This window comes from Blautia obeum ATCC 29174 (genome assembly GCF_025147765.1).
GTDB lineage: Bacteria > Bacillota > Clostridia > Lachnospirales > Lachnospiraceae > Blautia_A > Blautia_A obeum.
The window spans coordinates 2,983,787-3,007,040 of record NZ_CP102265.1 but is presented as its reverse complement, the minus strand read 5'-3'; the positions used below and the strand labels follow the sequence as shown (position 1 = coordinate 3,007,040).

The following is a 23,254-nucleotide window of genomic DNA, read 5'->3' as shown; positions in this document are numbered from 1 at the left end:
TGGCTTGTGGAAAGGCTTTTTCTATTGTTGATCAGATAGTATTCTTGAATTGTTTTTGTAGTTATTGAATGGTTAATATAAATTTTGAGGTGTTTGAATGGCTGAGAAAAAATCCCCTGTTATTTCATTTAAAGATTTTTCATTCCAGTACAGGGCGCAAAAAAAACCTACACTGACTGGAATCAATCTGGATATTTATCCAGGTGAAAAAGTGCTGATCGCGGGACCTTCCGGAAGTGGAAAAAGTACCCTGGCAGGATGTATCAACGGACTGAATCCTTTTTCAAATCCGGGAGAATGTAAGGGAACATTGACGGTGGATGGTGTGGATGCACCACACAGCAGTATTTTTGAATTATCTGCGCATGTAGGAACGGTTCTTCAGGATCCGGATGGACAGTTTATCGGACTGACGGTTGGTGAGGATATTGCATTTGCTCTGGAAAACAGTTGTACTCCTCAGGATGAAATGCATGCGATCACCAGACATGCGGCAGAACTGGTAGGAATCGAGAAGCATCTGGATTATGCACCGCATGAACTCTCTGGTGGACAGAAGCAGAGAGTCAGTCTTGCGGGTGTCATGGTAGATCAGGTAAAAATCCTCCTGTTCGATGAGCCTCTGGCAAATCTTGATCCGGCAGCAGGAAAACAGGCGATTGAGCTGATTGATGAGATCCGGAAAAAAACGGATACGACAGTTCTGATCATTGAGCACCGTCTGGAAGACGTTCTCTGGAGAAACGTAGACCGTATCATATTGGTAAATGAAGGAACGATCCTTGCAGATATGACTCCGGATGAATTGCTTTCTACCAGCCTGCTGGCAGACAATGGCATTCGTGAGCCTCTTTATGTGACTGCGATGCGCTATGCAGGAATCGACATTACAAAGGAAAAGAGGCCGGCACACGTGGATTCTGTTGTGCTGAATGAAGGAGACCGTAAGAGATTACAGGAATGGTTTGAGGCACAGCCGTTTAAAGAAGAGGCCGGAGAACGGGAAAAGCTTCTGGAAGTGAAGAATCTCAGTTTTGGATATACGAAAGAGCATCAGACACTTCATAATGTCAGCTTGTCAATTGACAAAGGAGAGATGGTCAGTATCGTGGGAAGGAATGGCGCCGGAAAATCAACGTTTTCCAAACTTGTATGTGGATTTGAGGATCCGGATTCCGGAGAGATTCTGTTCCATGGAAAAGATCTGTTAAAGGAGAATATCCGTCACCGTGCGAAATATATCGGATATGTTATGCAGAATCCAAATCAGATGATTTCGAAGACGATGATCTATGAGGAAGTAGCACTGAGTCTCCAGAAGGCAGGAATGCCGGAGGAGAAAGTTCGGCAGAAGGTAGAAGATACATTGAAGATCTGCGGACTTTATCCGTTTCGTAACTGGCCGGTTTCAGCTTTGAGTTTTGGACAGAAGAAACGTGTGACGATTGCAAGTGTACTGGTGCAGGATCCGGAACTGATCATTCTGGATGAGCCGACTGCCGGGCAGGATTTTAAACATTATACAGAGATCATGGAGTTTTTGCGTAAACTCAATGAACGTGGTGTGACAGTCGTGATGATCACACACGATATGCACCTGATGTTGGAATATACACCAAGAGCACTGGTATTTTCCGATGGACAGCTGATCGCAGACCGCAGAGCATCCGAAGTACTCTGTGATCCGGAACTGATCGAACGTGCGGCACTGAAAGAAACAAGTCTTTTTACTCTGGCAAATCATTGTGCGATCACACCGCCGGAAGCATTTGTGGAACGATTTATCGGAGAGGACAGGGAGGTGAGAAGCCATGGCTGCTAAAACGGTACTAAATTATCTGGATCGCGACAGCGTGGTACACAAAATGACAGGAACAACCAAGCTGGCATTTTTCCTGTTGTTCACGTTCGCAAGTATGATCACTTATAATACCTGGGTGCTGTTGGGATTGTTTGCAGTCAGCCTTGCTGCATTTAAACTCAGTAAGATCAAATACCGTGAAGTTCGGTTTATGATGATCTTTATGCTTGTTTTTCTGCTTTTGAACAACCTGTTTATTTTTCTGTTTGATCCGAATCAGGGAACGAATCTGTATGGAACAAGGCATGTATTGCGTCATTTGTTTTGGAGATATGATGTGACCGCAGAGCAGCTGTTTTATATGTTGAATATTTCGCTGAAATATTTTGTAGCCCTTCCAGTTGCGATCCTGTTTATTTCTGCGACAAATCCGAGCGAGTTTGCCGCCAGTCTGAACAGTATTGGAATTTCCTATAAAGTAGGATATTCTGTGGCAATCGCACTTCGTTATATTCCGGATATTCAGAGGGATTATCACAGTATCAGCCAGGCACAGCAGGCAAGAGGTGTGGAACTTGGAAAAAATGAACACTTCTTTTCCAGATTAAAGAATTCTGTTAATATTCTATTACCGTTGATTCTGACGAGTCTGAACCGTATTGATACGATCTCTAATGCGATGGAACTGCGTGGATTTGGGAAGAATAAGAAACGGACGTGGTATACCAGACGGCCGTTTGAGCGGAGAGATTTTGCGGCGCTTGGACTGGGCGTAGTGCTGCTGGTTGTAAGTCTGATGGTGACAATTAAGTTTGGAAGGTTCTACAATCCTTTTATATAAATAGAATGAAAAAACAGCGGGATATCTTCTCCATACGACAGAAGAAGAATCCCGCTATTTTTACATATTGCGATATCATTTATACGAAAGCTTATCGATTTGAAATATCAGGAGAAGAACAGGTCTCAGGGCGCATGCCATGGGAAATTGTTAATACAAATTAACGGGTTACAGGGAAGTACCCAGTGCTGCCTTCTTAACCTGTACCAGTGCCTTTGATACTGCCGGAATGGAAATCACGATCACTGTGATGATTCCTTCTGCAAGCAGATAGCTGTAGTTATATACGATCGGATAAATTGCAGTCAGGGATTTTGGAAAGTTATCCGGCATGTAGCTCATCCAGTACAGATATCCGCCAAGTGCATGAAATGCACCTCTGGCAATAACTGCCACAATGTATCCTTTAAGCAGACCATGGCTTTGCTTTGCGAAGAATCCGGCAACTCCAAGGGCAGCGAATGCAAGAATGTAGTCACAGCACACCTGGAAGAAGGAAAGTACATATGGTTCCTGGATAAACTGCAGGATTCCATAAGCAAGGCCAACTGTGATACCGGTGCCTACACCATACCAGTTAGCAGCCAGTACAATAAACAGCATACTGCAAAGAGTAACGCTTCCGCCCCACGGCAGAGTAATAATCTTCAGGTAAGAAGTGATAAAAGCGAGTGCCATAGCTACAGCACAGAATACAAGCTGTCTTGTAGTCAGTTTGTGTTTTTCTGAGTGTTTTCCTGCAAAACAGATTGCAGCCAGGAACAGAATGATTCCTGCGATGATTGCGATGGCATATCCGGCTGTTGTCAGGCCGCCTTCATTTGTAACCATAAAATTAAACATAAAATAAGACCACCTTTGTCTTGATATGTAAGTTAATATTATCTGGATTTTCCAGACATACTTATTATAAACAAAGGAGTGGATAACGTCAAGACTGCCGATTTTTGACTTTAAACTTCAAAAGTGCTTGTGTTTAAAGGTTATTATGAGTTATACTGGAATAGTATCTGCCTGAGGGAAATGTTCTTTCAGGTGTGTGAAAATGGGAAGAGGGTTAAAGTTATGATGGTTGATCTGATTGAGAAAATATACAGCTTTCTGTGGGGAGATCTGGTGCATATTCCGCTGCCGGGTGGCAGTACACTTGGAATTTCGCTGTTGATCATTCTACTGATCCCGGCGGGAATTTATTTTACGATCCGGACGCGTTTTCTGCCGATTCGTCTGTTTCCGGATATGGTAAGAGCACTGGTTGAAAAGAAAAAGGATAAAAACAGTCTTTCATCTTTTCAGGCACTGGTCGTATCAACGGCTACCAGGGTTGGTATGGGAAATCTGGTCGGTGTGGTTGCAGCGATTTCCGCAGGTGGTGCCGGGGCTGTGTTCTGGATGTGGGTAACAGCACTGATCGGTTCATCTACAGCATTTATTGAAGCAACACTGGCACAGATCTATAAAGAAAAAGATCCACTGTATGGCGGTTATCGTGGTGGACCGGCATACTACATCCACGCCTATGTGGAAGAAAAACAAAAGAAAAAAAGAAACAAAGTTGTGATTTCTGTGTTATTTGCAATCTCCGGCCTGATCTGCTGGTGTGGTATCAGTCAGGTGATCAGTAATTCCGTTGTTTCTTCGTTTAAAAATGCATTTTCCATTCCGCCAGTCTATACGACGGTTGTGCTTGTTGCAGTTGCAGCAGTGATCGTACTTCGTAAGAATGCGACGGTCAAGATCCTGGATATGATCGTGCCGGTAATGGCAGTTGTTTATTTTGCAATCACGATTCTGGTCATTGTGATGAATATCGGCAGTATTCCGGGCGTTTTTGCAAGAATCTTTCAGGAAGCATTTGGATTTAGACAGGTGGCAGCCGGTGGTTTCGGGGCGGTACTGATGAATGGAGTCAAAAGAGGACTTTTTTCCAATGAGGCAGGCTCTGGTTCTGCTCCGTGTGCGGCAGCTGCGGCAGAATGTGATCAGCCGGTCAAAGCAGGACTGGTACAGGCACTTGGAGTATTTATCGATACGATCGTAATCTGCAGCTGTACTGCAATGATCATGCTTCTTGCCCCGGAAGAAAAAGTTGCAGGACTTTCCGGAATGGATCTTCTGCAGACGGCGATGGAACATCATCTCGGAAGATTTGGTGTGGTTTTTATTGCAGCGACATTATTTTTGTTCAGCTTCTCGACATTCCTTGGAATTTTATTCTATGCAAGAAGCAATGTGGCATATCTTTTCGGAGATAACTGGATATCACAGACGGCATACAAGATCATAGCACTGTTTATGTTGTTTATAGGTGGCCTTGCAGCTTATACTTTTGTATGGGACCTTGGAGATGTGGGAATCGGTCTGATGACAATATTCAATATCATTATTCTGTATCCGCAGGGTGAGAAGGCGTTGAAAGAGCTGAAAAAATACGAAGAATCCAAAAAACATCGAAAAGAACGACCTGAAAAATAAAGAAAGAAATACATAAAAAATACCCTGGCAGGAATTCCCTGACAGGGTATTTGTCATGTGCGGCTTATTATGATCAATAATAATCAACAGCTTCGACAGTTTCGCTTCCGGAAGTGAAATCTGTTGTGATGGAGAAATCGTTGAATGAGTAAACACCACCAACTTCGTTGCCATTTGCATCGTATGCAGGTTCATAATCAACTGGTGTTCCATAGATGTTCATGAATTCATTCAGTGTAGAACCAACATAAGATGATGCATCACCGGAAGATGCACTTGCTGTGGAAGAAGCAGAGTCAGAACTGGTATCTGTGGATGCTGCATCAGAAGATGTGCTGCTGTCTGTAGAAGCAGTTCCGTCTGTTGTTGTACCATCTGCCGGAGTTGTGGAAGAAGCATCTGTTCCGGCCGGTGCAGGTGTAGTTGTCAGGTTGGCTGTCGGGGTAACAGTAGGTGCTGGTGTAGCTGTAGGTGCCGGTGTAGCAGTTGGTTCTGGAGTTATAGTTACAGCCTGACTGTCAGCCGGATCATCTGCGGTGAAACCGCATCCAGTCATGAGGATCGATGCTGCAGCAATTGCTGATAATAGCATAAGATTTCTTTTTTTCATGAGTATAATCTCCCTTACTATAATAATCTCTTACGTTTATTATGCGTTCTTTTTTGAACTTGTCAATAGGATATGAGAAAAGTTTAGAATAAAAACACAAATTATATCGATATTTTTAATAAATTAGAAAAAGCTGTATGAAAAAGAATGCAGGCAGAATGCAAAGGGAATGCTTGCCAACAGGGTTCATAAATGATACATTAATAGGGAAATGTAGGAGGCAGATATATGTTTAAAGAAATTAAAGATGAGAAAGCTTTTGATGGAATACTGAATCAGATCATAGATAATATTCAAAATGGACATCTGAAAGCAGGCGATGCGCTTCCGGCAGAAAGAACGATGGCAGAGACGATGGGAGTATCCAGACCGGCGGTACGGGAAGTCTTAAGAGCACTTGAATTGCTTGGAATCATAAAGACCGTGCCCGGTGGTGGAAACTATATAGCAGATGACCTGGATTCCTGGCTGATTGGCCCATTATCTATACTGTTTAAACTGAATAACGGATATATCCGGCAGACACAGCAGCTTAGGGCTGCACTGGAACTAGAGATGGCAATTCTGGCTGCGAGAAAGTGCACACCACTGGATGCGGCAGAACTGTGGAGGATACTTTCGAGTATAGATAAAGCGGAAGATGAGAAGACCAGAGGAGAACTGGATAAAGAACTGCATACGCAGATTGCAAAGATTGCAGACAATCCGATGATCTACAGTGTGCTTGCTGCAGCGGATCAGCTGATTGAAAATATAATTGCGGGAACCAGAGATTATATTATGAAGAAAAACCGTCCGGAATTTAAAGTGGATGAACAGCATCGTCTTCTTGTTGAGGCTATTATCAATAACGATGAGAAGGGTGCCGAGCAGTACATGTCCGAGCATATGGAGATAATCGAAAAATGCATGGATGAGATGCAGAAGAACAGCAACAACAAAAGACCAGCAAATGGAATTGTAATAGGAGGAGAATGAGATGGATTATGCGAAAGAATCCCTGAGATTACACGGAGAATGGAAAGGTAAGATTGAAGTCGTTACACGAGTACCGGCAGAGAATAAAGATGACCTGTCACTTGCATATACACCGGGTGTTGCACAGCCATGTCTGGAGATCCAGAAGGATGTGAACAAATCTTATGACCTGACAAGAAGATGGAATATGTGCCTTGTTGTTACAGACGGATCAGCGATCCTTGGCCTTGGAAATATCGGACCGGAGGCGGGGATGCCGGTAATGGAAGGAAAATGTGCACTTTTTAAAGCGTTTGGTGATGTAGATGCATTTCCGCTCTGTATCAAGAGCAATGATGTAGATGAGATCGTAAATACCATTTATCTGATCTCAGGATCTTTCGGTGGAGTCAATCTGGAAGATATTTCCGCACCGAGATGTTTTGAGATAGAGAAAAAACTGAAAGAAAAATGTGATATTCCAATCTTTCATGATGACCAGCATGGAACCGCAATCGTCGTATCAGCAGGACTGACCAATGCTCTGAGACTGGTAGGAAAGAAATTCTCAGAAGCAAAAGTAGTCATCAACGGAGCCGGATCAGCAGGTATCTCCATCTGCAAACTTCTTCTGGAACTTGGAATCGGTGATGTAGTCATGGTTGACCGTAAGGGAATCCTGGCGCCTGGTGAGGAATGGATGAATCCGGCACAGAAGGAAATCGCAGAAAAAACAAATAAAGAACAGCTGCATGGGGACCTTAAGGCTGCCATGAAGGGCAGAGATATTTTTGTCGGTGTATCTGCACCGAATATTGTAACAGCAGAGATGGTAAGCACAATGGCAGATGATGCGATTGTATTTGCAATGGCAAACCCGACACCTGAGATCATGCCGGATGAAGCAAGAAAAGGTGGCGCAAGAGTCATCGCAACAGGACGTTCTGATTTCCCGAATCAGATCAACAATGTACTTGTATTCCCTGGTGTGTTCAGAGGTGCGTTTGATGTGAGAGCAAGTGATATCAATGAGGAGATGAAGATTGCAGCAGCAAAAGCAATTGCAGAACTGATCTCTGATGAAGAACTTTCTGAAGATAATATCATTCCAAAGGCATTTGACAAGAGAGTTGGACCGGCAGTAGCCAAAGCAGTTGCAGAAGCAGCAAGAAAGACCGGTGTGGCTCGGAAGTAGGATTGTGAGAGTGCGTAGCACGGAACAATCCGTATGTATCCTCGTAAAAAAGCAGATAAAAAAGTAGATAAAAAAGAAAGAAGACATGAAGATGGGCAACTGGGAAAACAATATCCGCAAGGTGGTTCCGTATACACCGGGAGAACAGCCAAATCAGACGGATATGATCAAATTAAATACAAATGAAAATCCTTATCCGCCGGCACCAGGGGTTACGGAGGTACTTCGGAATACAGATACAGATGCACTGAGACTTTATCCGGATCCGGCAGCGAAAGATCTTGTGCATGCCATTGCAGGGGAGTATGGGCTTCAGGACGATCAGGTATTTGTCGGCGTGGGATCTGATGATGTACTGGCAATGAGTTTCCTTACTTTTTTTAACAGTAAGAAACCAATTCTGTTTCCTGACATCACCTATTCTTTTTATGATGTATGGGCAGAACTGTTCCGCATTCCATATGAGAGACCGGCACTGGATGAATACTTTCATATAAAGAAGGAAGATTATTTCAGAGAGAATGGTGGAATTATCTTTCCGAACCCGAATGCTCCGACAGGTGTTTCTCTTCCGCTGAGTGATATTGAAGATATCGTGGAACACAATCAGGATGTGATCGTGATCGTGGATGAGGCATATGTTGACTTTGGTACACAGTCAGCATTACCTCTGATCGAGAAATACGAGAATCTTCTGGTGGTACAGACATTTTCCAAGTCCCGATCCATGGCAGGCATGCGTATCGGATTTGCGCTTGCATGCCCGAAACTGATCAAATATCTGAATGATGTCAAATATTCGTTTAATTCTTATACAATGAATCGTACGTCGATCGCAGCTGGTGTTGCGGCGATAAAGGATCAGGAATATTTCCTGGAAACTTGCGGTAAGATTATAGAGACGCGGGAATGGACAAAAAAAGAACTCAGGAAACTTGGATTTTACTTTGAAGAGTCAAAAGCAAATTTCATTTTTGCGGCTCATAAAAACTGCCCGGCAGAAAAACTGTTTCAGGCATTGAGAGAGCAGCATATTTACGTGCGCTATTTTCCGGGTGGAAGAACCGGTAACCATCTGCGTATTACGATTGGAACAAGGAATGAGATGGAAGTTTTCATTAATTTTGTAAGAGAATATCTAAAAAAGGAGAATTTATGGAAGTTTTAGTACAGTGGTTTACAGATAACCTGTCTCAGCATATTTCCAGAGAACTTATCATTTTTATCATTTCCATGATACCGATTCTGGAACTTAGAGGAGGTCTGCTGGCGGCATCTCTTTTGAAGGTGTCTGCGGCGAAAGCAATTCCGATCTGCATTATCGGAAATATTATTCCTATACCATTTATATTACTGTTTATTCGTCAGATTTTTAAAGTTCTGAAGAAAACAAAACTGTTTCATGGCCTGATCGTTAAGATGGAAGACCGTGCCATGGGCAAGAGTGACCAGATCAAACGGTATGAATTCTTTGGATTGCTGCTGTTTGTAGGAATTCCTCTTCCGGGTACGGGGGCATGGACAGGATCTCTGATCGCATCCCTTCTTGAAGTGGATATCAAGAAGTCTTCTATTGCTATTTTCTGTGGACTGATTATGGCAACTGTGATCATGTATGTGGTATCCTATGGAATCGTAGGAAATCTGATTCATTAATTTTATTACTTATATTACTTATCAGTTTTACCGGTGACACCTTCTGTATGGTGTCTGCTGGTATTCTGATTCATGTCATTTCAGACAAATATTCCGTAAATAATTTTATTATCAAGTAAACAGGTTTTGAGAAGACAGAGAGGATTTTTTTATGAGAGAAAAATACGAATCATTGTCGCTTGCAACATTAAAAGATCTGGCAAAAGCGAGAGGATTGAAAGGGATTTCTACATTGAGGAAACCTGAACTGATAGAGCGTATGCTCCAGGAAGATGAAAAAGAGTCCACCGGTGGAGAGGCAGAAATGAAAAAAACTGAAATCCTGCAGGAGGAACCGGGCAGACAGGAAAATAGAGTAAGAGAAAACAGAACATCTTATGAGGTGAATGAGAGAAAAACATATCAGGATAAAAATTATCAGGACCGGAACTATCAGGAACGAAATTATCAGGACAGAAATTATACAGAACGGACGGAATATGCACATAAGAATCCGACCGATACGGCACAGCTTGACAGTGGAGAAAAAGCAAATGGTATTTTGGAGGTCCTTCCGGACGGATATGGATTTATTCGCTGTGCAAATTATCTCCCAGGTGAAAATGATATTTATGTATCACCGTCTCAGATACGCCGGTTCAATCTGAAAACCGGTGATATCCTGAAAGGAAGCATCCGTATTAAAACACAGGGAGAGAAATTCAGTGCCCTTCTTTATGTGGATTCCATCAATGGTTTTCCACCGAGTGAGGGACAGAGACGATATAATTTTGAAGATATGACGCCAATCTTTCCGAATGAGCGTCTGCGTATGGAAAGACCAGGTGGAACCGTGGCAATGAGGATCATGGATCTTCTAAGTCCGATCGGCAAGGGACAGCGAGGCATGATCGTATCACCACCGAAAGCCGGCAAGACAACCCTTCTGAAAGATGTTGCCAAATCGATTCTCAAGAATAATCCGGATATGCATCTGATCATTCTTCTGATCGATGAACGTCCAGAGGAAGTTACGGATATTAAAGAAGAGATTCGTGGAAGCAATGTAGAGGTTATTTATTCTACTTTTGATGAACTTCCGGATCATCACAGACGTGTTTCAGAGATGGTCGTAGAGCGTGCTCGCCGACTGGTTGAACATAAACAGGATGTAACGATCCTTCTGGATTCGATCACAAGACTTGCGAGAGCGTATAATCTCTGTGTGACACCAAGTGGCCGGACGCTGTCCGGTGGTCTGGATCCGGCAGCACTTCACATGCCGAAGCGATTTTTCGGAGCAGCACGTAATATGAGAGAAGGTGGAAGCCTGACGATCCTTGCTACTGCACTGGTAGACACCGGAAGCAAAATGGATGATGTTATTTATGAAGAATTTAAAGGAACCGGTAATATGGAACTGGTTCTTGACCGTAAACTGCAGGAAAAGAGAGTATTTCCGGCAATCGATATCCAGAAATCAGGTACCAGACGAGAGGATCTGCTCCTGACTCCGGATGAACAGGAAGCAGTTTATAATATGCGCCGTGCACTGAACAGTCTGAAGGCCGAAGATGCTGTGGAACAGATCCTGAATATGTTCTCCAGAACGAAGAATAATGAGGAATTTGTGCAGACGGCAAAAAAACAGAAATTTTTATAAACGACTTGCATTTGAGAAATCAGTGTGTTATAATCAGAAAGCTGCGAAATAAATTAGCAATTTCGTTAAGTTAATACGAATAGAAAAATAGAGAAATATAGAGAGGTGAAAATCATGCGCGAAGGAATCCATCCGAACTACTATCAGGCAACTGTAACCTGCAACTGTGGAAACACATTCGTAACAGGATCTACTAAGAAAGATATCCATGTTGAAATCTGTTCCAAATGCCATCCATTCTACACTGGACAGCAGAAAGCAGCTCAGGCTCGTGGACGTATCGATAAGTTCAACAAGAAATACGGCTTAAACAAATAATTCAGACTGAATAATGAAAGAAGAGACAGGTTGAGGTTGGGAAATCTCAACCTTTCTTTGCTTTTATCAGTGATAATGGAGTGATATATGAAATCATCGAATATTGGTGGTCAGGCAGTAATGGAAGGCATCATGATGCGTCACAAGGACAAATATGCCATTGCAGTACGCCGTCCGGATAAAGAAATAGAATTAAAGGTAGAAGATTACAAATGTACATTTGGAAAGGCTGCATTTTTGAAATGGCCGATCATCCGCGGAGTGGTAAGCTTTGTTGACGGACTGGTAGTAGGAACCAAATGTCTGATGTATTCTGCTGAGATTGCAGGCGATGAAGAGGACGAGAAGGAAGCTGCAAAGAATGCGACACTGACAGAGGAAGAACTTTCTGCAAAGAAAGCGAAAGAAGCAAAGCAGTTTCAGTGGCTTCTTTACATAACGGTTGCTATTTCCATAGTTGTTTCTGTTGCAGCTTTTATGCTGCTTCCGTATGCACTGGCAAGCCTTCTGCGCAAGGTTGGTGCTTCTGAAGTAGGGGTAACAGTTGCAGAAGCATTTGTGAAACTGGCACTGTTTATGGGATATATGCTGCTGATCTCAAGAATGAAGGATATTCAGCGTACGTTTATGTATCATGGTGCAGAACATAAATGCATCAACTGTGTGGAACATGGACTTCCACTTACTGTGGAAAATGTCCTGGCAAGCTCCAGACAGCACAAAAGATGTGGGACAAGTTTCCTTTTTCTGGTAATGATCGTCAGTATATTCCTGCATTTTATTTTTGTGCTGGTACCGGGCTACTGGGTTCGCCTGTTTGGGCGTCTTCTGATGGTTCCAATCGTGTCAGGCGTTTCTTTTGAACTTATTCAGTGGGCTGGCAGAACAGACAGCAGACTTGCTGATATTTTGAGCAAACCGGGACTTGCAATGCAGAAGCTGACAACCAAAGAGCCGACAGCAGATATGGCTGAAGTAGCGATTGCAGCAGTAGAGGCTGTTTTTGACTGGAGAGAATATCTGAAAGAAGAATTCGGCTGGAAGCCAGAAGAAAATGAGGAAAAAAATGCGGACATATAAAGATGTTCTGGAAGATGGAATCCAGCTTCTGGAAACTGCCGCAATCGAAGAAGCCAGGTTAGATGCCTGGCTCCTTCTGGAGTATACGGCAGATATTACAAGAGCATGGTATTATGCACATATGGATGATGGACTGGATGCTAAAACAGAAGAACGTTATCGAACGCTGTGCACAAAACGTGCTCAGCATATCCCGCTGCAGCATATTACCGGGCGTGCATATTTTATGGGATACGAATTTTGTGTGGATGAACGTGTACTTGTACCGAGACAGGATACAGAGGTGCTTGTGGAAGAAGCGATTTCTCGCATGAGGAATCTGGAGAAACCGCAGATCCTGGATATGTGTACCGGTTCCGGATGTATTCTTCTGAGTCTTCTTCTGGAATTGCCACAGGCATTAGGAACAGGTGTGGATGTTTCAGAAGGAGCACTTTGTGTGGCAAAGGAGAATCGAAAACGTCTGGGACTGGAACAGAGAGCTGAGCTGATACAGAGTGATCTGTTTTCGGCAGATTATTTTCGGAAAAACAGTGGAAATGACCACATGGAATATGATATGCTTATTTCAAATCCGCCATATATCCGGACTGAAGATATTGAAGGTCTGATGGAGGAAGTGCGTTTTCATGATCCGGTGCTTGCACTGGATGGCAAAGAAAATGGTCTGTATTTTTATGAAAAGATCACAGAACAGGCGGGCACATATCTGAAACCCGGCGGATGGCTGATGTACGAGATCGGTTGTGATCAGGGTATGGATGTGTCGGAAATTATGAAAAAAAATGGTTTTGAACAGATAGAAATAAAAAAAGACCTTGCCGGGCTGGACAGGGTTGTTACAGGAAGAAAAATGCAGGAGGAACAGAATGTTTGATAAATTAGAGGATCTGCTTGTGCGCTTTGAGGAAGTTCTGAATGAGCTTGGTGAGCCGGGAGTAACGGACAACCAGGAACGTTTTCAGAAGCTGATGAAAGAGCAGAGTGAGCTGCAGCCGATCGTAGATGCCTATAAAGAATATAAAGACAATAAAGAAACGATTCAGGACAGTCTTTCCATGCTGGAAGAAGAAAAGGATGAAGAAATGCGTGAAATGCTGAAAGAAGAACTTTCTGATGCAAAGAAGCGTGTGGAAGAACTTGAAAAGGAACTGAAGATCCTTCTTTTACCAAAAGATCCGAATGACAGCAAAAACGTTATCGTAGAGATCCGTGCAGGTGCGGGCGGTGATGAGGCTGCTCTGTTTGCAGCAGAGATTTATCGTATGTATGTGAAATACGCAGAATCCCGCAGATGGAAGACGGAGATGATGAGTCTGAATGAGAATGGGATCGGCGGATTCAAAGAAGTTACATTTATGATCCAGGGACAGGGAGCATATTCCCGTCTGAAGTATGAGAGTGGGGTACATCGTGTACAGCGAGTCCCGGAGACAGAATCCGGTGGACGTATCCATACGTCTACCTGTACTGTGGCAATTATGCCAGAAGCCGAAGAAATTGATTTCCATCTGGATATGAACGACTGTAAGTTTGATGTGTTCCGAGCATCCGGAAACGGTGGACAGTGCGTCAATACAACAGACTCTGCAGTACGTCTTACACATATCCCGACAGGAATCGTTATTTCCTGCCAGGATGAAAAATCACAGCTCAAGAATAAAGATAAGGCATTGAAAGTGCTTCGTTCCCGTCTGTATGAGATGGAACTGGCCAAACAGCATGATGCGGAGGCGGAAGCCAGAAGAAGCCAGATCGGAACAGGAGATCGTTCCGAAAAGATCCGTACTTACAATTTCCCTCAGGGACGTGTGACAGACCATAGGATCAAGCTGACACTTCACCGTCTGGACGCTGTTCTTGGAGGAGATCTGGATGAAATTCTGGACAGCCTGATAGCAGCAGACCAGGCCGCAAAACTGAGTTCATTAAATGAGGAAGATGCATAAACAAATGTAGAATGCCAGTGTGCATAAGGAGGATATTTTTATGAAAAAGACAGCACTTGTTATTATGGCTGCCGGAATTGGAAGCCGTTTTGGAAAAGGAATCAAACAGCTTGCACCAGTAGGACCAAATGGTGAGATCATTATGGATTATTCCATTCATGATGCTCTGGAGGCAGGGTTTAATAAAGTTGTATTTATCATTCGTAAAGATCTGGAAGAGGAGTTCCGCCGTGTAATCGGGGAGAGGATCGAAAAGATCACGGAGGTAGAATATGCATTCCAGGCGCTGGAAGATCTTCCGGCTGGATTTGAGAAACCGGCAGACCGTACCAAACCGTGGGGAACCGGTCAGGCTGTACTTGCAGCAAAAGCTGTTCTGAATGAGCCTTTTATGGTAATTAATGCGGATGATTATTATGGTAAGGAAGCCTATGTGAAAGTCCATGATTATCTGATCCAGGAACAGCCGGACGATGGAATTCTCCATATCTGTATGGCTGGTTTCCGTCTTGGAAATACTCTGAGTGACAATGGAAGTGTTACCAGAGGAGTATGCCATATTGAAGAGGGCGCGCTGACAGGTGTTACGGAGACACATAACATTTTTAAGACAGCAGACGGTGCGGAAGCACGTAATGATGATAAAGTCGAGAAACTGGATGTGAAGAGCCTTGTTTCCATGAATATGTGGGGGCTGACACCGGTATTTATGGATACACTGGAAAAGGGATTTGTAGATTTTCTTTCTGAGATCAAAGAGGGGGATATTAAGAAAGAGTATCTTCTTCCGGAGATGATTGACTGTCTGATCAAAGAAGGCAAAGCAAAAGTAGATGTTCTTGAGACAAAAGATACCTGGTTTGGTGTAACATATCAGGAAGATAAAGCGGCTGTTACAGAGGCATTTGCGAATCTTGTAAAATCAGGAGTATATCCTTCAAATCTTTATAAATAATAAATGTGATCAATCATGTGCAGAAGGGTGCACAGTAAGGAGTTAAAAATGGGTAAATATTTTGGAACAGATGGTTTTCGTGGAGAAGCAAACATTCAGCTGACAGTAGATCATGCATTTAAAGTGGGCAGATATGTGGGATGGTATTATGGCCGTGATCATAAAGCCAAAATCGTCATCGGTAAAGATACAAGACGCAGCAGTTATATGTTTGAGTATGCACTGGTTGCCGGCCTGACTGCATCAGGTGCAGATGCATATCTGCTTCATGTAACGACTACACCGAGTGTTTCCTATGCAGTACGTACAGAAGATTTTGACTGTGGAATCATGATCTCTGCAAGTCACAACCCATTCTATGATAATGGAATCAAACTTCTGAACGGAAACGGACAGAAGATCGAGGCTGAAGTTGAGGCAAGAATCGAAGCATATCTGGATGGCAAGATTGAAGAACTTCCATATGCAACAAGAGAAGATATTGGACGTACTGTAGATTTTGCTTCCGGACGTAATCGTTATATCGGATACCTGATCTCCATTCCGTGCCGCGATTTCAAAAATATCAAAGTTGGTCTGGATTGCTCCAACGGAAGTTCTTCTGCGATCGCAAAGAGTGTTTTTGACGCTCTGCGTGCAAAAACTTATGTCATTAACAATGACCCGGATGGAACAAACATCAACAGAGCGTGTGGATCCACGCATATTGAAGTACTTCAGAAATATGTGGTGGATAACGGACTGGATATCGGTTTTGCATATGATGGAGATGCCGACCGTTGTATTGCAGTAGACCATAAGGGAAATATCATTGATGGAGACAAGATTCTGTATGTCTGCGGTAAATTCCTGAAATCTCAGGGAAAACTGAATGGAAATACCGTAGTTACAACTGTTATGTCAAATATGGGACTTTACAAGGCATTTGAGGCAGAAGGCATCAACTATGAACAGACGGCAGTTGGTGATAAATATGTTGCCGAAAATATGCTTGAGAATAACTACAGTATTGGTGGAGAACAGTCCGGACATGTTATTTTCAGTCGCTATGCAGCCACCGGGGATGGAATCCTGACTTCTCTTATGATCATGGAAGCTTGTGTGGAGCAGAAGGCAACGCTCTGTGATCTGGCAAAAGAAATGAAGGTTTATCCGCAGATTCTCCGCAATGTTCGTGTTGCAGACAAGAAGACTGCAAGAGAAAATCCGAAGGTTGTTGAAGCGGTAGAGGCTGCTGCAAGAGCACTCAGCACAGATGGACGTATTCTTGTAAGAGAAAGTGGTACAGAGCCGCTGATTCGTGTCATGGTAGAGGCCGGAACAGAGGAAATCTGTGCAGAACACGTAAATAACGTTGTTCGTGTAATGGAAGAAGAAGGACTCGTAGTAGAATAGGATATCAATGAAAAATAAAAGAATCGTATGGATGCTGACAGCCGGACTGACATTTGGAATGCTGACCGGCTGTGGAGGGGAAGAAAAGAAAACTTATGACCAGGCCTGTGCAGATCTTGCACAGGGCAGTTATGATTATGCCCTTCAGGGGTATCAGTCATCGATCACTGCTGGATATAAAACAGCAGAGGCATATCGTGGGGCCGGAATCGCAAATATTCATCTTGGAAATTATCAGGATGCCATTGACAGCCTGACCAATGGTCTGAACGATGAAAAAGCAGGAAAAGCACTTAAGAAAGATATGCTTGCTTACAGAGCAACCGCAGAATTAAAATCCGAACTGAATGATGCTGCGATGGCGGATTGTCAGACACTGGCAGAAAGCTACAGCATGGATGCGGAGACATATTATCTGACAGGATGTGTGGCACTGGCAATGGATTCTTATGATGAGGCTTCTTCGAACTTTACAGAAGCCTACGGAGAAGATGCCACTTATGACAGAGCGATCCAGATCTATGAGGCATATCTGGAAAAGGATATGGAAGCAGATGGTACACGATATCTTGAGGCTGCGTTGAAAACAGAACCGAAAAATGCAGAGGATTACTGCAACAGAGGAAAAGTCTATTATTATATGGAAGATTATTCCAATGCACAGAAGGAACTTACGGAGGCTGTGAATCAGAAGAGTACAGAAGGAATGCTTCTTCTGGGAATGGTCTACCGCGCACAGGGAGATACTTCCAATGCCAGAAGTATGTATCAGCAGTATGTGTCAGCGGATGGCAGTGATCCGGCCAAAGGTTACAATGGTCTGTCACTTTGTGATATGGACGATGGCTCTTATGACAGTGCACTGGAGAATATCAGCAAGGGGCTGGAAGATGCATCTACAGAAGAAATGCAGGATCTGCTGTTCAATGAGATCGTGGTATATGAGAAAAAACTGGATTTTTCAACAGCACTGAGCAAAATGCAGGAATATATCAAGATGTTCCCGGATGACGAGAATGCAGCAAAGGAACTGACCTTCCTTCAGTCACGTAATGGTGAACTGAGTAATGATACAGCTTCTGATACAACGGAGAATACTGATGCAGAGGCGGCTTCTGATGCAGGTGATGCTGCAGATACTTCTGATGAAGCTGGTGAAGAGGAGTACTGATCTATGCAGTTTTATGATTTCAAGGAGATAGAAGAGCGTGTCATCCTGATCGGTGTACAGACAGAACAGGACGAGGATGTTGCTGCATCGCTTGACGAACTGGAAGAACTGGCGGCCACTGCAGGCGCTGTAACCGTTGGGAAAGTAATCCAGAACCGTGAAGCAGTACACCCTGGAACTTATATCGGCAAAGGTAAGATAGAAGAGGTTGCGGCGCTTCTGGCAGCGTATGATGCCAATGGGGTGATCTGCGATGATGAGCTTTCACCGGCACAGATGAATAATCTGGAGAGAGAACTGGACTGCAAGGTTATGGATCGAACACTTCTGATCCTGGATATCTTTGCCGGCCGTGCGACCACAAGTGAAGGTAAGATTCAGGTAGAACTGGCGCAGCTTCGTTACCGGTCGGCGCGTCTGGTCGGACTGCGCGAATCTCTTTCCAGACTTGGCGGTGGTATCGGAACAAGAGGACCGGGTGAGAAAAAACTGGAAACAGACAGACGTCTGATCCGTACCAGAATATCTGCTCTGAAAGCAGAACTTGCGCAGGTAGAGAAACACCGTGAACTGATCAGAGGCAAGAGAAGTAGAGGAAATCTGAAGACAGCGGCGATCGTAGGCTATACAAATGCAGGAAAATCAACGCTTTTGAATACACTGACAGGAGCCGGCATTCTGGCAGAAGATAAGCTGTTCGCAACATTGGATCCGACGACGCGTGTATTGGAACTCAAAGATGGGCAGCAGATCCTTCTGACAGATACTGTAGGATTTATCCGCAAGCTGCCACATCATCTGGTAGAAGCGTTTAAAAGTACGCTGGAAGAGGCTAAGTATGCAGATTATATCATTCATGTGGTAGATGCTTCCAATCCGCAGGCAGAGCTTCAGATGCATACGGTGTATGAGACACTCCGAGAGCTGGGAGCGACAGGTAAAAAGATCATTACACTCCTGAATAAGCAGGATCAGGTGCAGGGAGAATCGCTTCGGGATTTTCGGGCGGATTATACAGTCAAATGTTCTGCCCGTACAGGAGAGGGCCTGGAGGAACTTAAAGATGTTCTGGCAAAACTCCTCGCAGAGAGCCAGATTTATCTGGAAGAATTATATACTTACAAAGAGGCTGGTAAGATTCAGATCATCCGGGAGTATGGAAGTCTGCTTTCTGAAGAATATCGGGAAGATGGAATTTTTGTAAAGGCGAGAGTACCTGCAGAAATCTTTGCTTCAGTAATGCCAAAGTCCCATAAATAAAGGAAAAACGGGAATATTGGACAACACCATATAGTTGTGCACTTACATTAGCGGCACAATATATGGTGTTTTTGTCTATTGACGTATAGATAAGAGTCTGCTACAATAGGTTCTACACGGTTGCTGTGAACGGAGAAAACAGCAATCTGCAGCATGTAATTCACGGTATGAATATGACCGTATATAATACAGGTGCAAGTAGTAGAGGGAGGAATGTATAACATGTTTCAGGTAGTAAAACGTGATGGTGAAATTGCTGAATTTCAGATGGCAAAGATTACATCAGCTATTGATAAAGCATTTGATGCAAAAGAAAAAAACTACAGTAAAGATATGATCGACCTTTTGGCCCTTCGTGTTACTGCAGATTTCCAGAATAAGATCCAGGATGGGAAGGTAACCGTAGAAGATATTCAGGACAGTGTGGAGAATGTTCTGATCCAGGCCGGATACAGTGATGTTGCCAAGGCATATATCCTCTATCGTAAACAGAGGGAAAAGATCCGTAATATGAAATCCACGATTCTGGATTACAAAGAGATCGTGGACAGTTATGTGAAGGTCGAGGATTGGCGAGTAAAAGAGAACTCTACTGTCACATATTCGGTAGGTGGTCTGATCTTGAGCAATTCCGGTGCGGTTACAGCCAATTACTGGTTATCCGAAATCTATGACAATGAGATCGCAGATGCACACAGAAATGCGGATATCCATATTCATGATCTGTCCATGTTGACCGGTTACTGTGCAGGATGGTCATTGAAACAGCTTATCAAAGAAGGGCTGGGTGGCATCGAAGGCAAGATTACATCCGCGCCGGCAAAGCACCTGAGTGTCCTTTGTAATCAGATGGTGAATTTCCTTGGAATCATGCAGAATGAATGGGCTGGTGCGCAGGCATTTTCTTCTTTTGATACGTATCTGGCACCTTTTGTCAAGGTGGACAACCTGAGTTATCCGGAAGTTAAGAAATGTATTGAATCTTTCATTTATGGCGTGAATACACCAAGCCGTTGGGGAACACAGGCACCGTTTTCCAATATCACACTGGACTGGACGGTTCCGGATGATCTTGCAGAGCTTCCTGCGATCGTTGGCGGCAAAGATATGGATTTCAAATACAAAGACTGCAAAAAAGAAATGGACATGGTCAATAAGGCTTTTATTGAGACGATGATCGAGGGAGATGCCAATGGACGTGGGTTCCAGTATCCAATCCCGACATATTCTATCACAAAAGAGTTCGACTGGTCCGATACTGAGAACAATCGTCTGCTGTTTGAGATGACTTCCAAATATGGAACTCCATATTTTTCAAATTATATCAACAGTGATATGAAACCAAGTGATATTCGAAGCATGTGCTGCCGTCTGCGTCTGGATCTTCGTGAACTGCGTAAGAAGAGTGGCGGATTCTTCGGATCCGGTGAAAGTACCGGTTCGGTAGGTGTTGTTACGATCAACATGCCACGTATCGCATATCAGTCCAAGACACCGGAAGAATTCTACAGAAGACTGGATCGTCTGATGGATATTTCTGCAAGATCACTGCATATCAAGAGAGAGGTTATTACAAAACTTCTGAATGAAGGTCTTTATCCGTACACGAAGAGATACCTTGGAAGCTTTGACAATCATTTTTCGACCATTGGTCTGGTAGGCATGAATGAAGCCGGTCTGAATGCGAAATGGCTTGGCTGTGACATGAGCGATCCGCGTACGCAGAAATTTACAAAAGAGGTTCTTACACACATGCGCAACCGTCTTTCTGATTATCAGGAAGAATATCCGGGCGAACTGTTTAATCTGGAGGCGACTCCGGCAGAATCTACGGCATATCGTCTTGCAAAACATGACCGTAAGCGCTGGCCGGATATCCGTACAGCCGGAAGCAAAGGAGATACTCCGTATTATACCAACAGTTCCCATCTGCCGGTAGAATACAGCTCAGATATTTTTGATGCACTGGATATTCAGGATGAACTGCAGACTCTTTATACATCTGGTACCGTATTCCATGCATTCCTCGGTGAAAAACTTCCGGACTGGAAGGCTGCTGCATCTCTGGTACGCAAGATTGCCGAGAACTATAAACTTCCATACTATACGATTTCACCTACTTACTCCGTATGTAAGGAACATGGATATTTAAGTGGTGAGCACTTTACCTGTCCGAAATGTGGAAAGAAAGCAGAGGTTTACAGTCGAATTACCGGATATTACCGTCCGGTACAGAACTGGAATGATGGAAAAGCGCAGGAGTACAAGAACCGTACACTGTATGATGTGCTTCACTCCAAACTTAAGAAAGTCCATACCAGTATGGTTACAGTGACAGATGATGATGTCAAGATCGAGCCGGTAGAAACACATAAATATCTGTTTACAACCAACACCTGTCCAAACTGCCGCATGGCAAAGAAGATGCTGGAAGGTGAAGATCTGGAGATCATTGATGCAGAGAAGAATCCGGATATGGCACGTCAGTTTGGCATTATGCAGGCACCGACACTGGTCATTACGGATGGAGAACATCTGAAGAAATATGTAAATGCATCCAATATTCAGAAATATGTGGATGAAGAGTTAGATTAAAAGAATACAGGTGGATAAGTTCTACTGAAAAGAGTCCTGTGGAAGGGTTTGGTGTACAGAAAGAAAACGTACAGAACATTTCCGCAGGATTTTTTTGTCCACTGCAAAGGTTTACATTTGAAAGAAACGTGAGTATAATGGATAAAGTTGGTATAATATGCAAGTTTTAATTTATTTATGCACAGGACGAGGAGAGAGAAAATGATCGAACAGAACATTGTATTTATTGAAAATAAAGCAGGAAGTCTTCAGAAAGTCACCGAACTTCTGGCAGAAGCAGGAATTGATATTTATGGATTTGCATGCTTTGATGCACCGGAGTTTGCTCTTTTTCGTATGATAACAAACCAGGCAGATGAAGCAGAGAAACTTCTGAGTGAGAATGGATATATGAATCGTGTGACAGAGGTCATTGCTGTAGACCTGAAAGATGAAGTGGGCGGACTGAATACCGTACTGCAGGTCCTTGGCAACTGTAATGTGAATCTGGATTATATTTATACATCCTATCATAGAGAAAACAGCCTTCCGATCATGATCCTTCAGACAGATGATGTATTTGTGACAGAAAATGTACTGAGCAATAATGGATTCCGTGTACTGAATTCACTGGAGGACTGATACAGGCATGAATAAAACAAGCTTTGGGAAAGGCCTTCAGGATGGAATTCCGATTGGCCTGGGATACTTTGCGGTATCCTTTACCTTTGGGATCATGGCTATTCAGTCAGGTCTGACTGCATGGCAGGCAGTTCTGATCTCACTGACAAATCTTACCTCGGCAGGACAGTTTGCAGGTATTGGAATCATTGCAGCCGGTGGTTCGCTGTGGGAGATGGCACTGACGCAGCTGGTTATCAACTTAAGATACTGTCTGATGTCTTTTTCTCTGTCACAGAAACTGGAAAAAGGTGTTTCCAATGGACACAGACTTGCGGTTGCGTTTGGTGTGACAGATGAGATTTTTGGTGTCAGTGCAAGTCAGGAGGGAAGGATCAGTCCGTGGTATAATTATGGTGTAATGTGTGTCGCGATTCCGGGATGGACACTGGGAACACTGGCAGGAGCTGTTTCTGGAAGCCTGCTTCCAGATTTCTTGGTAAGTGCACTGAGTGTGGCAATCTATGGAATGTTTCTTGCGGTGATCATTCCACCGGCAAAGAAAAATCGAGCCGTTCTTGGCGTAGTGATCGGAGCGATGGCTGTGAGTACGTTATTTGCAGTGGTTCCGGTACTGAATAAAGTTTCTACCGGATTTGTGATCATTATCACGACATTGCTGGTAGCAGGGTTGGCAGCACATTTCTGCCCGGTTGAGGAAAAAGAAACAGAGGAAAAGGAGGCAGCAAACTGA

Annotated in this window: 21 protein-coding genes; 19 read left to right on the top strand and 2 right to left on the bottom strand. The window is 43.6% G+C overall.

What is annotated here, in order from left to right; translation table 11 throughout:
* Positions 1-97: 97 nt before the first annotated feature.
* Positions 98-1,822: an ABC transporter ATP-binding protein gene (locus NQ503_RS14500; protein WP_005428129.1), complete on the top strand. Its 1,725-nt coding sequence runs from the start codon at positions 98-100 to the stop codon at positions 1,820-1,822.
* The gene (locus NQ503_RS14495; protein ID WP_005428127.1) at positions 1,812-2,642 is read left to right on the top strand and encodes an energy-coupling factor transporter transmembrane component T family protein; all 831 of its coding nucleotides are present in this window, start codon (positions 1,812-1,814) and stop codon (positions 2,640-2,642) included. Before NQ503_RS14500 ends, NQ503_RS14495 begins: the two co-directional genes overlap by 11 nt.
* 168 nt (positions 2,643-2,810) lie before the next feature.
* Here NQ503_RS14495 and NQ503_RS14490 read toward each other — a convergent pair whose 3' ends face one another.
* On the bottom strand, positions 2,811-3,485 hold the full coding sequence (locus NQ503_RS14490) for an energy-coupled thiamine transporter ThiT (protein ID WP_005428124.1): 675 nt from the start codon (positions 3,483-3,485) through the stop codon (positions 2,811-2,813).
* A gap of 222 nt (positions 3,486-3,707) precedes the next feature.
* Here NQ503_RS14490 and NQ503_RS14485 point away from each other — a divergent pair, with 222 nt between their 5' ends.
* Complete coding sequence (locus NQ503_RS14485; RefSeq protein ID WP_117627538.1) at positions 3,708-5,117, top strand: alanine/glycine:cation symporter family protein; 1,410 nt, start codon at positions 3,708-3,710, stop codon at positions 5,115-5,117.
* A gap of 73 nt (positions 5,118-5,190) precedes the next feature.
* Here the strand turns inward: NQ503_RS14485 and NQ503_RS14480 are convergent, their stop codons facing one another.
* The gene (locus NQ503_RS14480) at positions 5,191-5,727 is read right to left on the bottom strand and encodes a hypothetical protein (RefSeq protein WP_022389090.1); all 537 of its coding nucleotides are present in this window, start codon (positions 5,725-5,727) and stop codon (positions 5,191-5,193) included.
* A 228-nt stretch (positions 5,728-5,955) separates the two neighbouring features.
* On the opposite strand from NQ503_RS14480, the gene NQ503_RS14475 reads away from it, so the two are divergent.
* The 16 genes from NQ503_RS14475 (at position 5,956) to NQ503_RS14400 (ending at position 23,254) form a co-directional block, all read left to right on the top strand.
* A complete protein-coding gene (locus NQ503_RS14475) occupies positions 5,956-6,705 on the top strand; it encodes a FadR/GntR family transcriptional regulator (protein ID WP_005428109.1) in 750 nt (249 codons plus the stop codon).
* Between the two features lies 1 nt (position 6,706).
* A complete protein-coding gene (locus NQ503_RS14470) occupies positions 6,707-7,879 on the top strand; it encodes an NAD(P)-dependent malic enzyme (protein WP_005428108.1) in 1,173 nt (390 codons plus the stop codon).
* A gap of 91 nt (positions 7,880-7,970) precedes the next feature.
* Positions 7,971-9,047, top strand: a complete 1,077-nt coding sequence (gene hisC / locus NQ503_RS14465) for a histidinol-phosphate transaminase (RefSeq protein WP_044926251.1) — start codon at positions 7,971-7,973, stop codon at positions 9,045-9,047.
* Positions 9,035-9,535, top strand: a complete 501-nt coding sequence (locus tag NQ503_RS14460; RefSeq protein WP_005428103.1) for a COG2426 family protein — start codon at positions 9,035-9,037, stop codon at positions 9,533-9,535. The genes hisC and NQ503_RS14460 overlap by 13 nt, the downstream gene beginning before the upstream one ends.
* Before the next feature lie 151 nt (positions 9,536-9,686).
* Positions 9,687-11,177 (top strand): transcription termination factor Rho, encoded by a 1,491-nt coding sequence (gene rho, locus NQ503_RS14455; RefSeq protein WP_005428102.1) that lies wholly within the window; start codon positions 9,687-9,689, stop codon positions 11,175-11,177.
* 114 nt (positions 11,178-11,291) lie between these two features.
* Positions 11,292-11,495, top strand: coding sequence for a 50S ribosomal protein L31 (gene rpmE / locus NQ503_RS14450; RefSeq protein ID WP_015541906.1), 204 nt, complete (start codon positions 11,292-11,294; stop codon positions 11,493-11,495).
* Positions 11,496-11,582: 87 nt separating this feature from the next.
* Positions 11,583-12,575 (top strand): DUF1385 domain-containing protein, encoded by a 993-nt coding sequence (locus tag NQ503_RS14445; RefSeq protein ID WP_005428100.1) that lies wholly within the window; start codon positions 11,583-11,585, stop codon positions 12,573-12,575.
* Positions 12,562-13,452, top strand: a complete 891-nt coding sequence (gene prmC, locus NQ503_RS14440) for a peptide chain release factor N(5)-glutamine methyltransferase (protein WP_044926247.1) — start codon at positions 12,562-12,564, stop codon at positions 13,450-13,452. Before NQ503_RS14445 ends, prmC begins: the two co-directional genes overlap by 14 nt.
* Positions 13,445-14,524: a peptide chain release factor 1 gene (gene prfA, locus NQ503_RS14435; protein WP_005428098.1), complete on the top strand. Its 1,080-nt coding sequence runs from the start codon at positions 13,445-13,447 to the stop codon at positions 14,522-14,524. The genes prmC and prfA overlap by 8 nt, the downstream gene beginning before the upstream one ends.
* 40 nt (positions 14,525-14,564) lie before the next feature.
* On the top strand, positions 14,565-15,479 hold the full coding sequence (locus tag NQ503_RS14430; protein ID WP_005428097.1) for a sugar phosphate nucleotidyltransferase: 915 nt from the start codon (positions 14,565-14,567) through the stop codon (positions 15,477-15,479).
* A 48-nt stretch (positions 15,480-15,527) separates the two neighbouring features.
* Positions 15,528-16,874: a phosphoglucosamine mutase gene (gene glmM, locus NQ503_RS14425; protein ID WP_022389096.1), complete on the top strand. Its 1,347-nt coding sequence runs from the start codon at positions 15,528-15,530 to the stop codon at positions 16,872-16,874.
* A gap of 7 nt (positions 16,875-16,881) precedes the next feature.
* A complete protein-coding gene (locus NQ503_RS14420; RefSeq protein ID WP_005428095.1) occupies positions 16,882-18,045 on the top strand; it encodes a tetratricopeptide repeat protein in 1,164 nt (387 codons plus the stop codon).
* 3 nt (positions 18,046-18,048) lie between these two features.
* Entirely contained in the window at positions 18,049-19,305 is a 1,257-nt protein-coding gene (hflX, locus tag NQ503_RS14415) for a GTPase HflX (RefSeq protein WP_005428094.1), read from the top strand.
* Between the two features lie 222 nt (positions 19,306-19,527).
* Positions 19,528-21,900: a ribonucleoside triphosphate reductase gene (locus NQ503_RS14410; protein WP_022389099.1), complete on the top strand. Its 2,373-nt coding sequence runs from the start codon at positions 19,528-19,530 to the stop codon at positions 21,898-21,900.
* Between the two features lie 201 nt (positions 21,901-22,101).
* Positions 22,102-22,521, top strand: coding sequence for an amino acid-binding protein (locus NQ503_RS14405; protein ID WP_044926244.1), 420 nt, complete (start codon positions 22,102-22,104; stop codon positions 22,519-22,521).
* A 7-nt stretch (positions 22,522-22,528) separates the two neighbouring features.
* Entirely contained in the window at positions 22,529-23,254 is a 726-nt protein-coding gene (locus tag NQ503_RS14400; protein WP_055055371.1) for an AzlC family ABC transporter permease, read from the top strand.

Excerpts from the sequence above, each read along its gene's own strand:
- NQ503_RS14500 (WP_005428129.1), top strand. The coding sequence starts at position 98 with ATGGCTGAGAAAAAATCCCCTGTTATTTCATTTAAAGATTTTTCATTC.
- NQ503_RS14495 (WP_005428127.1), top strand. The coding sequence starts at position 1,812 with ATGGCTGCTAAAACGGTACTAAATTATCTGGATCGCGACAGCGTGGTA.
- NQ503_RS14490 (WP_005428124.1), bottom strand. The coding sequence starts at position 3,485 with ATGTTTAATTTTATGGTTACAAATGAAGGCGGCCTGACAACAGCCGGA.
- NQ503_RS14485 (WP_117627538.1), top strand. The coding sequence starts at position 3,708 with ATGATGGTTGATCTGATTGAGAAAATATACAGCTTTCTGTGGGGAGAT.
- NQ503_RS14480 (WP_022389090.1), bottom strand. The coding sequence starts at position 5,727 with ATGAAAAAAAGAAATCTTATGCTATTATCAGCAATTGCTGCAGCATCG.
- NQ503_RS14475 (WP_005428109.1), top strand. The coding sequence starts at position 5,956 with ATGTTTAAAGAAATTAAAGATGAGAAAGCTTTTGATGGAATACTGAAT.
- NQ503_RS14470 (WP_005428108.1), top strand. The coding sequence starts at position 6,707 with ATGGATTATGCGAAAGAATCCCTGAGATTACACGGAGAATGGAAAGGT.
- hisC (WP_044926251.1), top strand. The coding sequence starts at position 7,971 with ATGGGCAACTGGGAAAACAATATCCGCAAGGTGGTTCCGTATACACCG.
- NQ503_RS14460 (WP_005428103.1), top strand. The coding sequence starts at position 9,035 with ATGGAAGTTTTAGTACAGTGGTTTACAGATAACCTGTCTCAGCATATT.
- rho (WP_005428102.1), top strand. The coding sequence starts at position 9,687 with ATGAGAGAAAAATACGAATCATTGTCGCTTGCAACATTAAAAGATCTG.
- rpmE (WP_015541906.1), top strand. The coding sequence starts at position 11,292 with ATGCGCGAAGGAATCCATCCGAACTACTATCAGGCAACTGTAACCTGC.
- NQ503_RS14445 (WP_005428100.1), top strand. The coding sequence starts at position 11,583 with ATGAAATCATCGAATATTGGTGGTCAGGCAGTAATGGAAGGCATCATG.
- prmC (WP_044926247.1), top strand. The coding sequence starts at position 12,562 with ATGCGGACATATAAAGATGTTCTGGAAGATGGAATCCAGCTTCTGGAA.
- prfA (WP_005428098.1), top strand. The coding sequence starts at position 13,445 with ATGTTTGATAAATTAGAGGATCTGCTTGTGCGCTTTGAGGAAGTTCTG.
- NQ503_RS14430 (WP_005428097.1), top strand. The coding sequence starts at position 14,565 with ATGAAAAAGACAGCACTTGTTATTATGGCTGCCGGAATTGGAAGCCGT.
- glmM (WP_022389096.1), top strand. The coding sequence starts at position 15,528 with ATGGGTAAATATTTTGGAACAGATGGTTTTCGTGGAGAAGCAAACATT.
- NQ503_RS14420 (WP_005428095.1), top strand. The coding sequence starts at position 16,882 with ATGAAAAATAAAAGAATCGTATGGATGCTGACAGCCGGACTGACATTT.
- hflX (WP_005428094.1), top strand. The coding sequence starts at position 18,049 with ATGCAGTTTTATGATTTCAAGGAGATAGAAGAGCGTGTCATCCTGATC.
- NQ503_RS14410 (WP_022389099.1), top strand. The coding sequence starts at position 19,528 with ATGTTTCAGGTAGTAAAACGTGATGGTGAAATTGCTGAATTTCAGATG.
- NQ503_RS14405 (WP_044926244.1), top strand. The coding sequence starts at position 22,102 with ATGATCGAACAGAACATTGTATTTATTGAAAATAAAGCAGGAAGTCTT.
- NQ503_RS14400 (WP_055055371.1), top strand. The coding sequence starts at position 22,529 with ATGAATAAAACAAGCTTTGGGAAAGGCCTTCAGGATGGAATTCCGATT.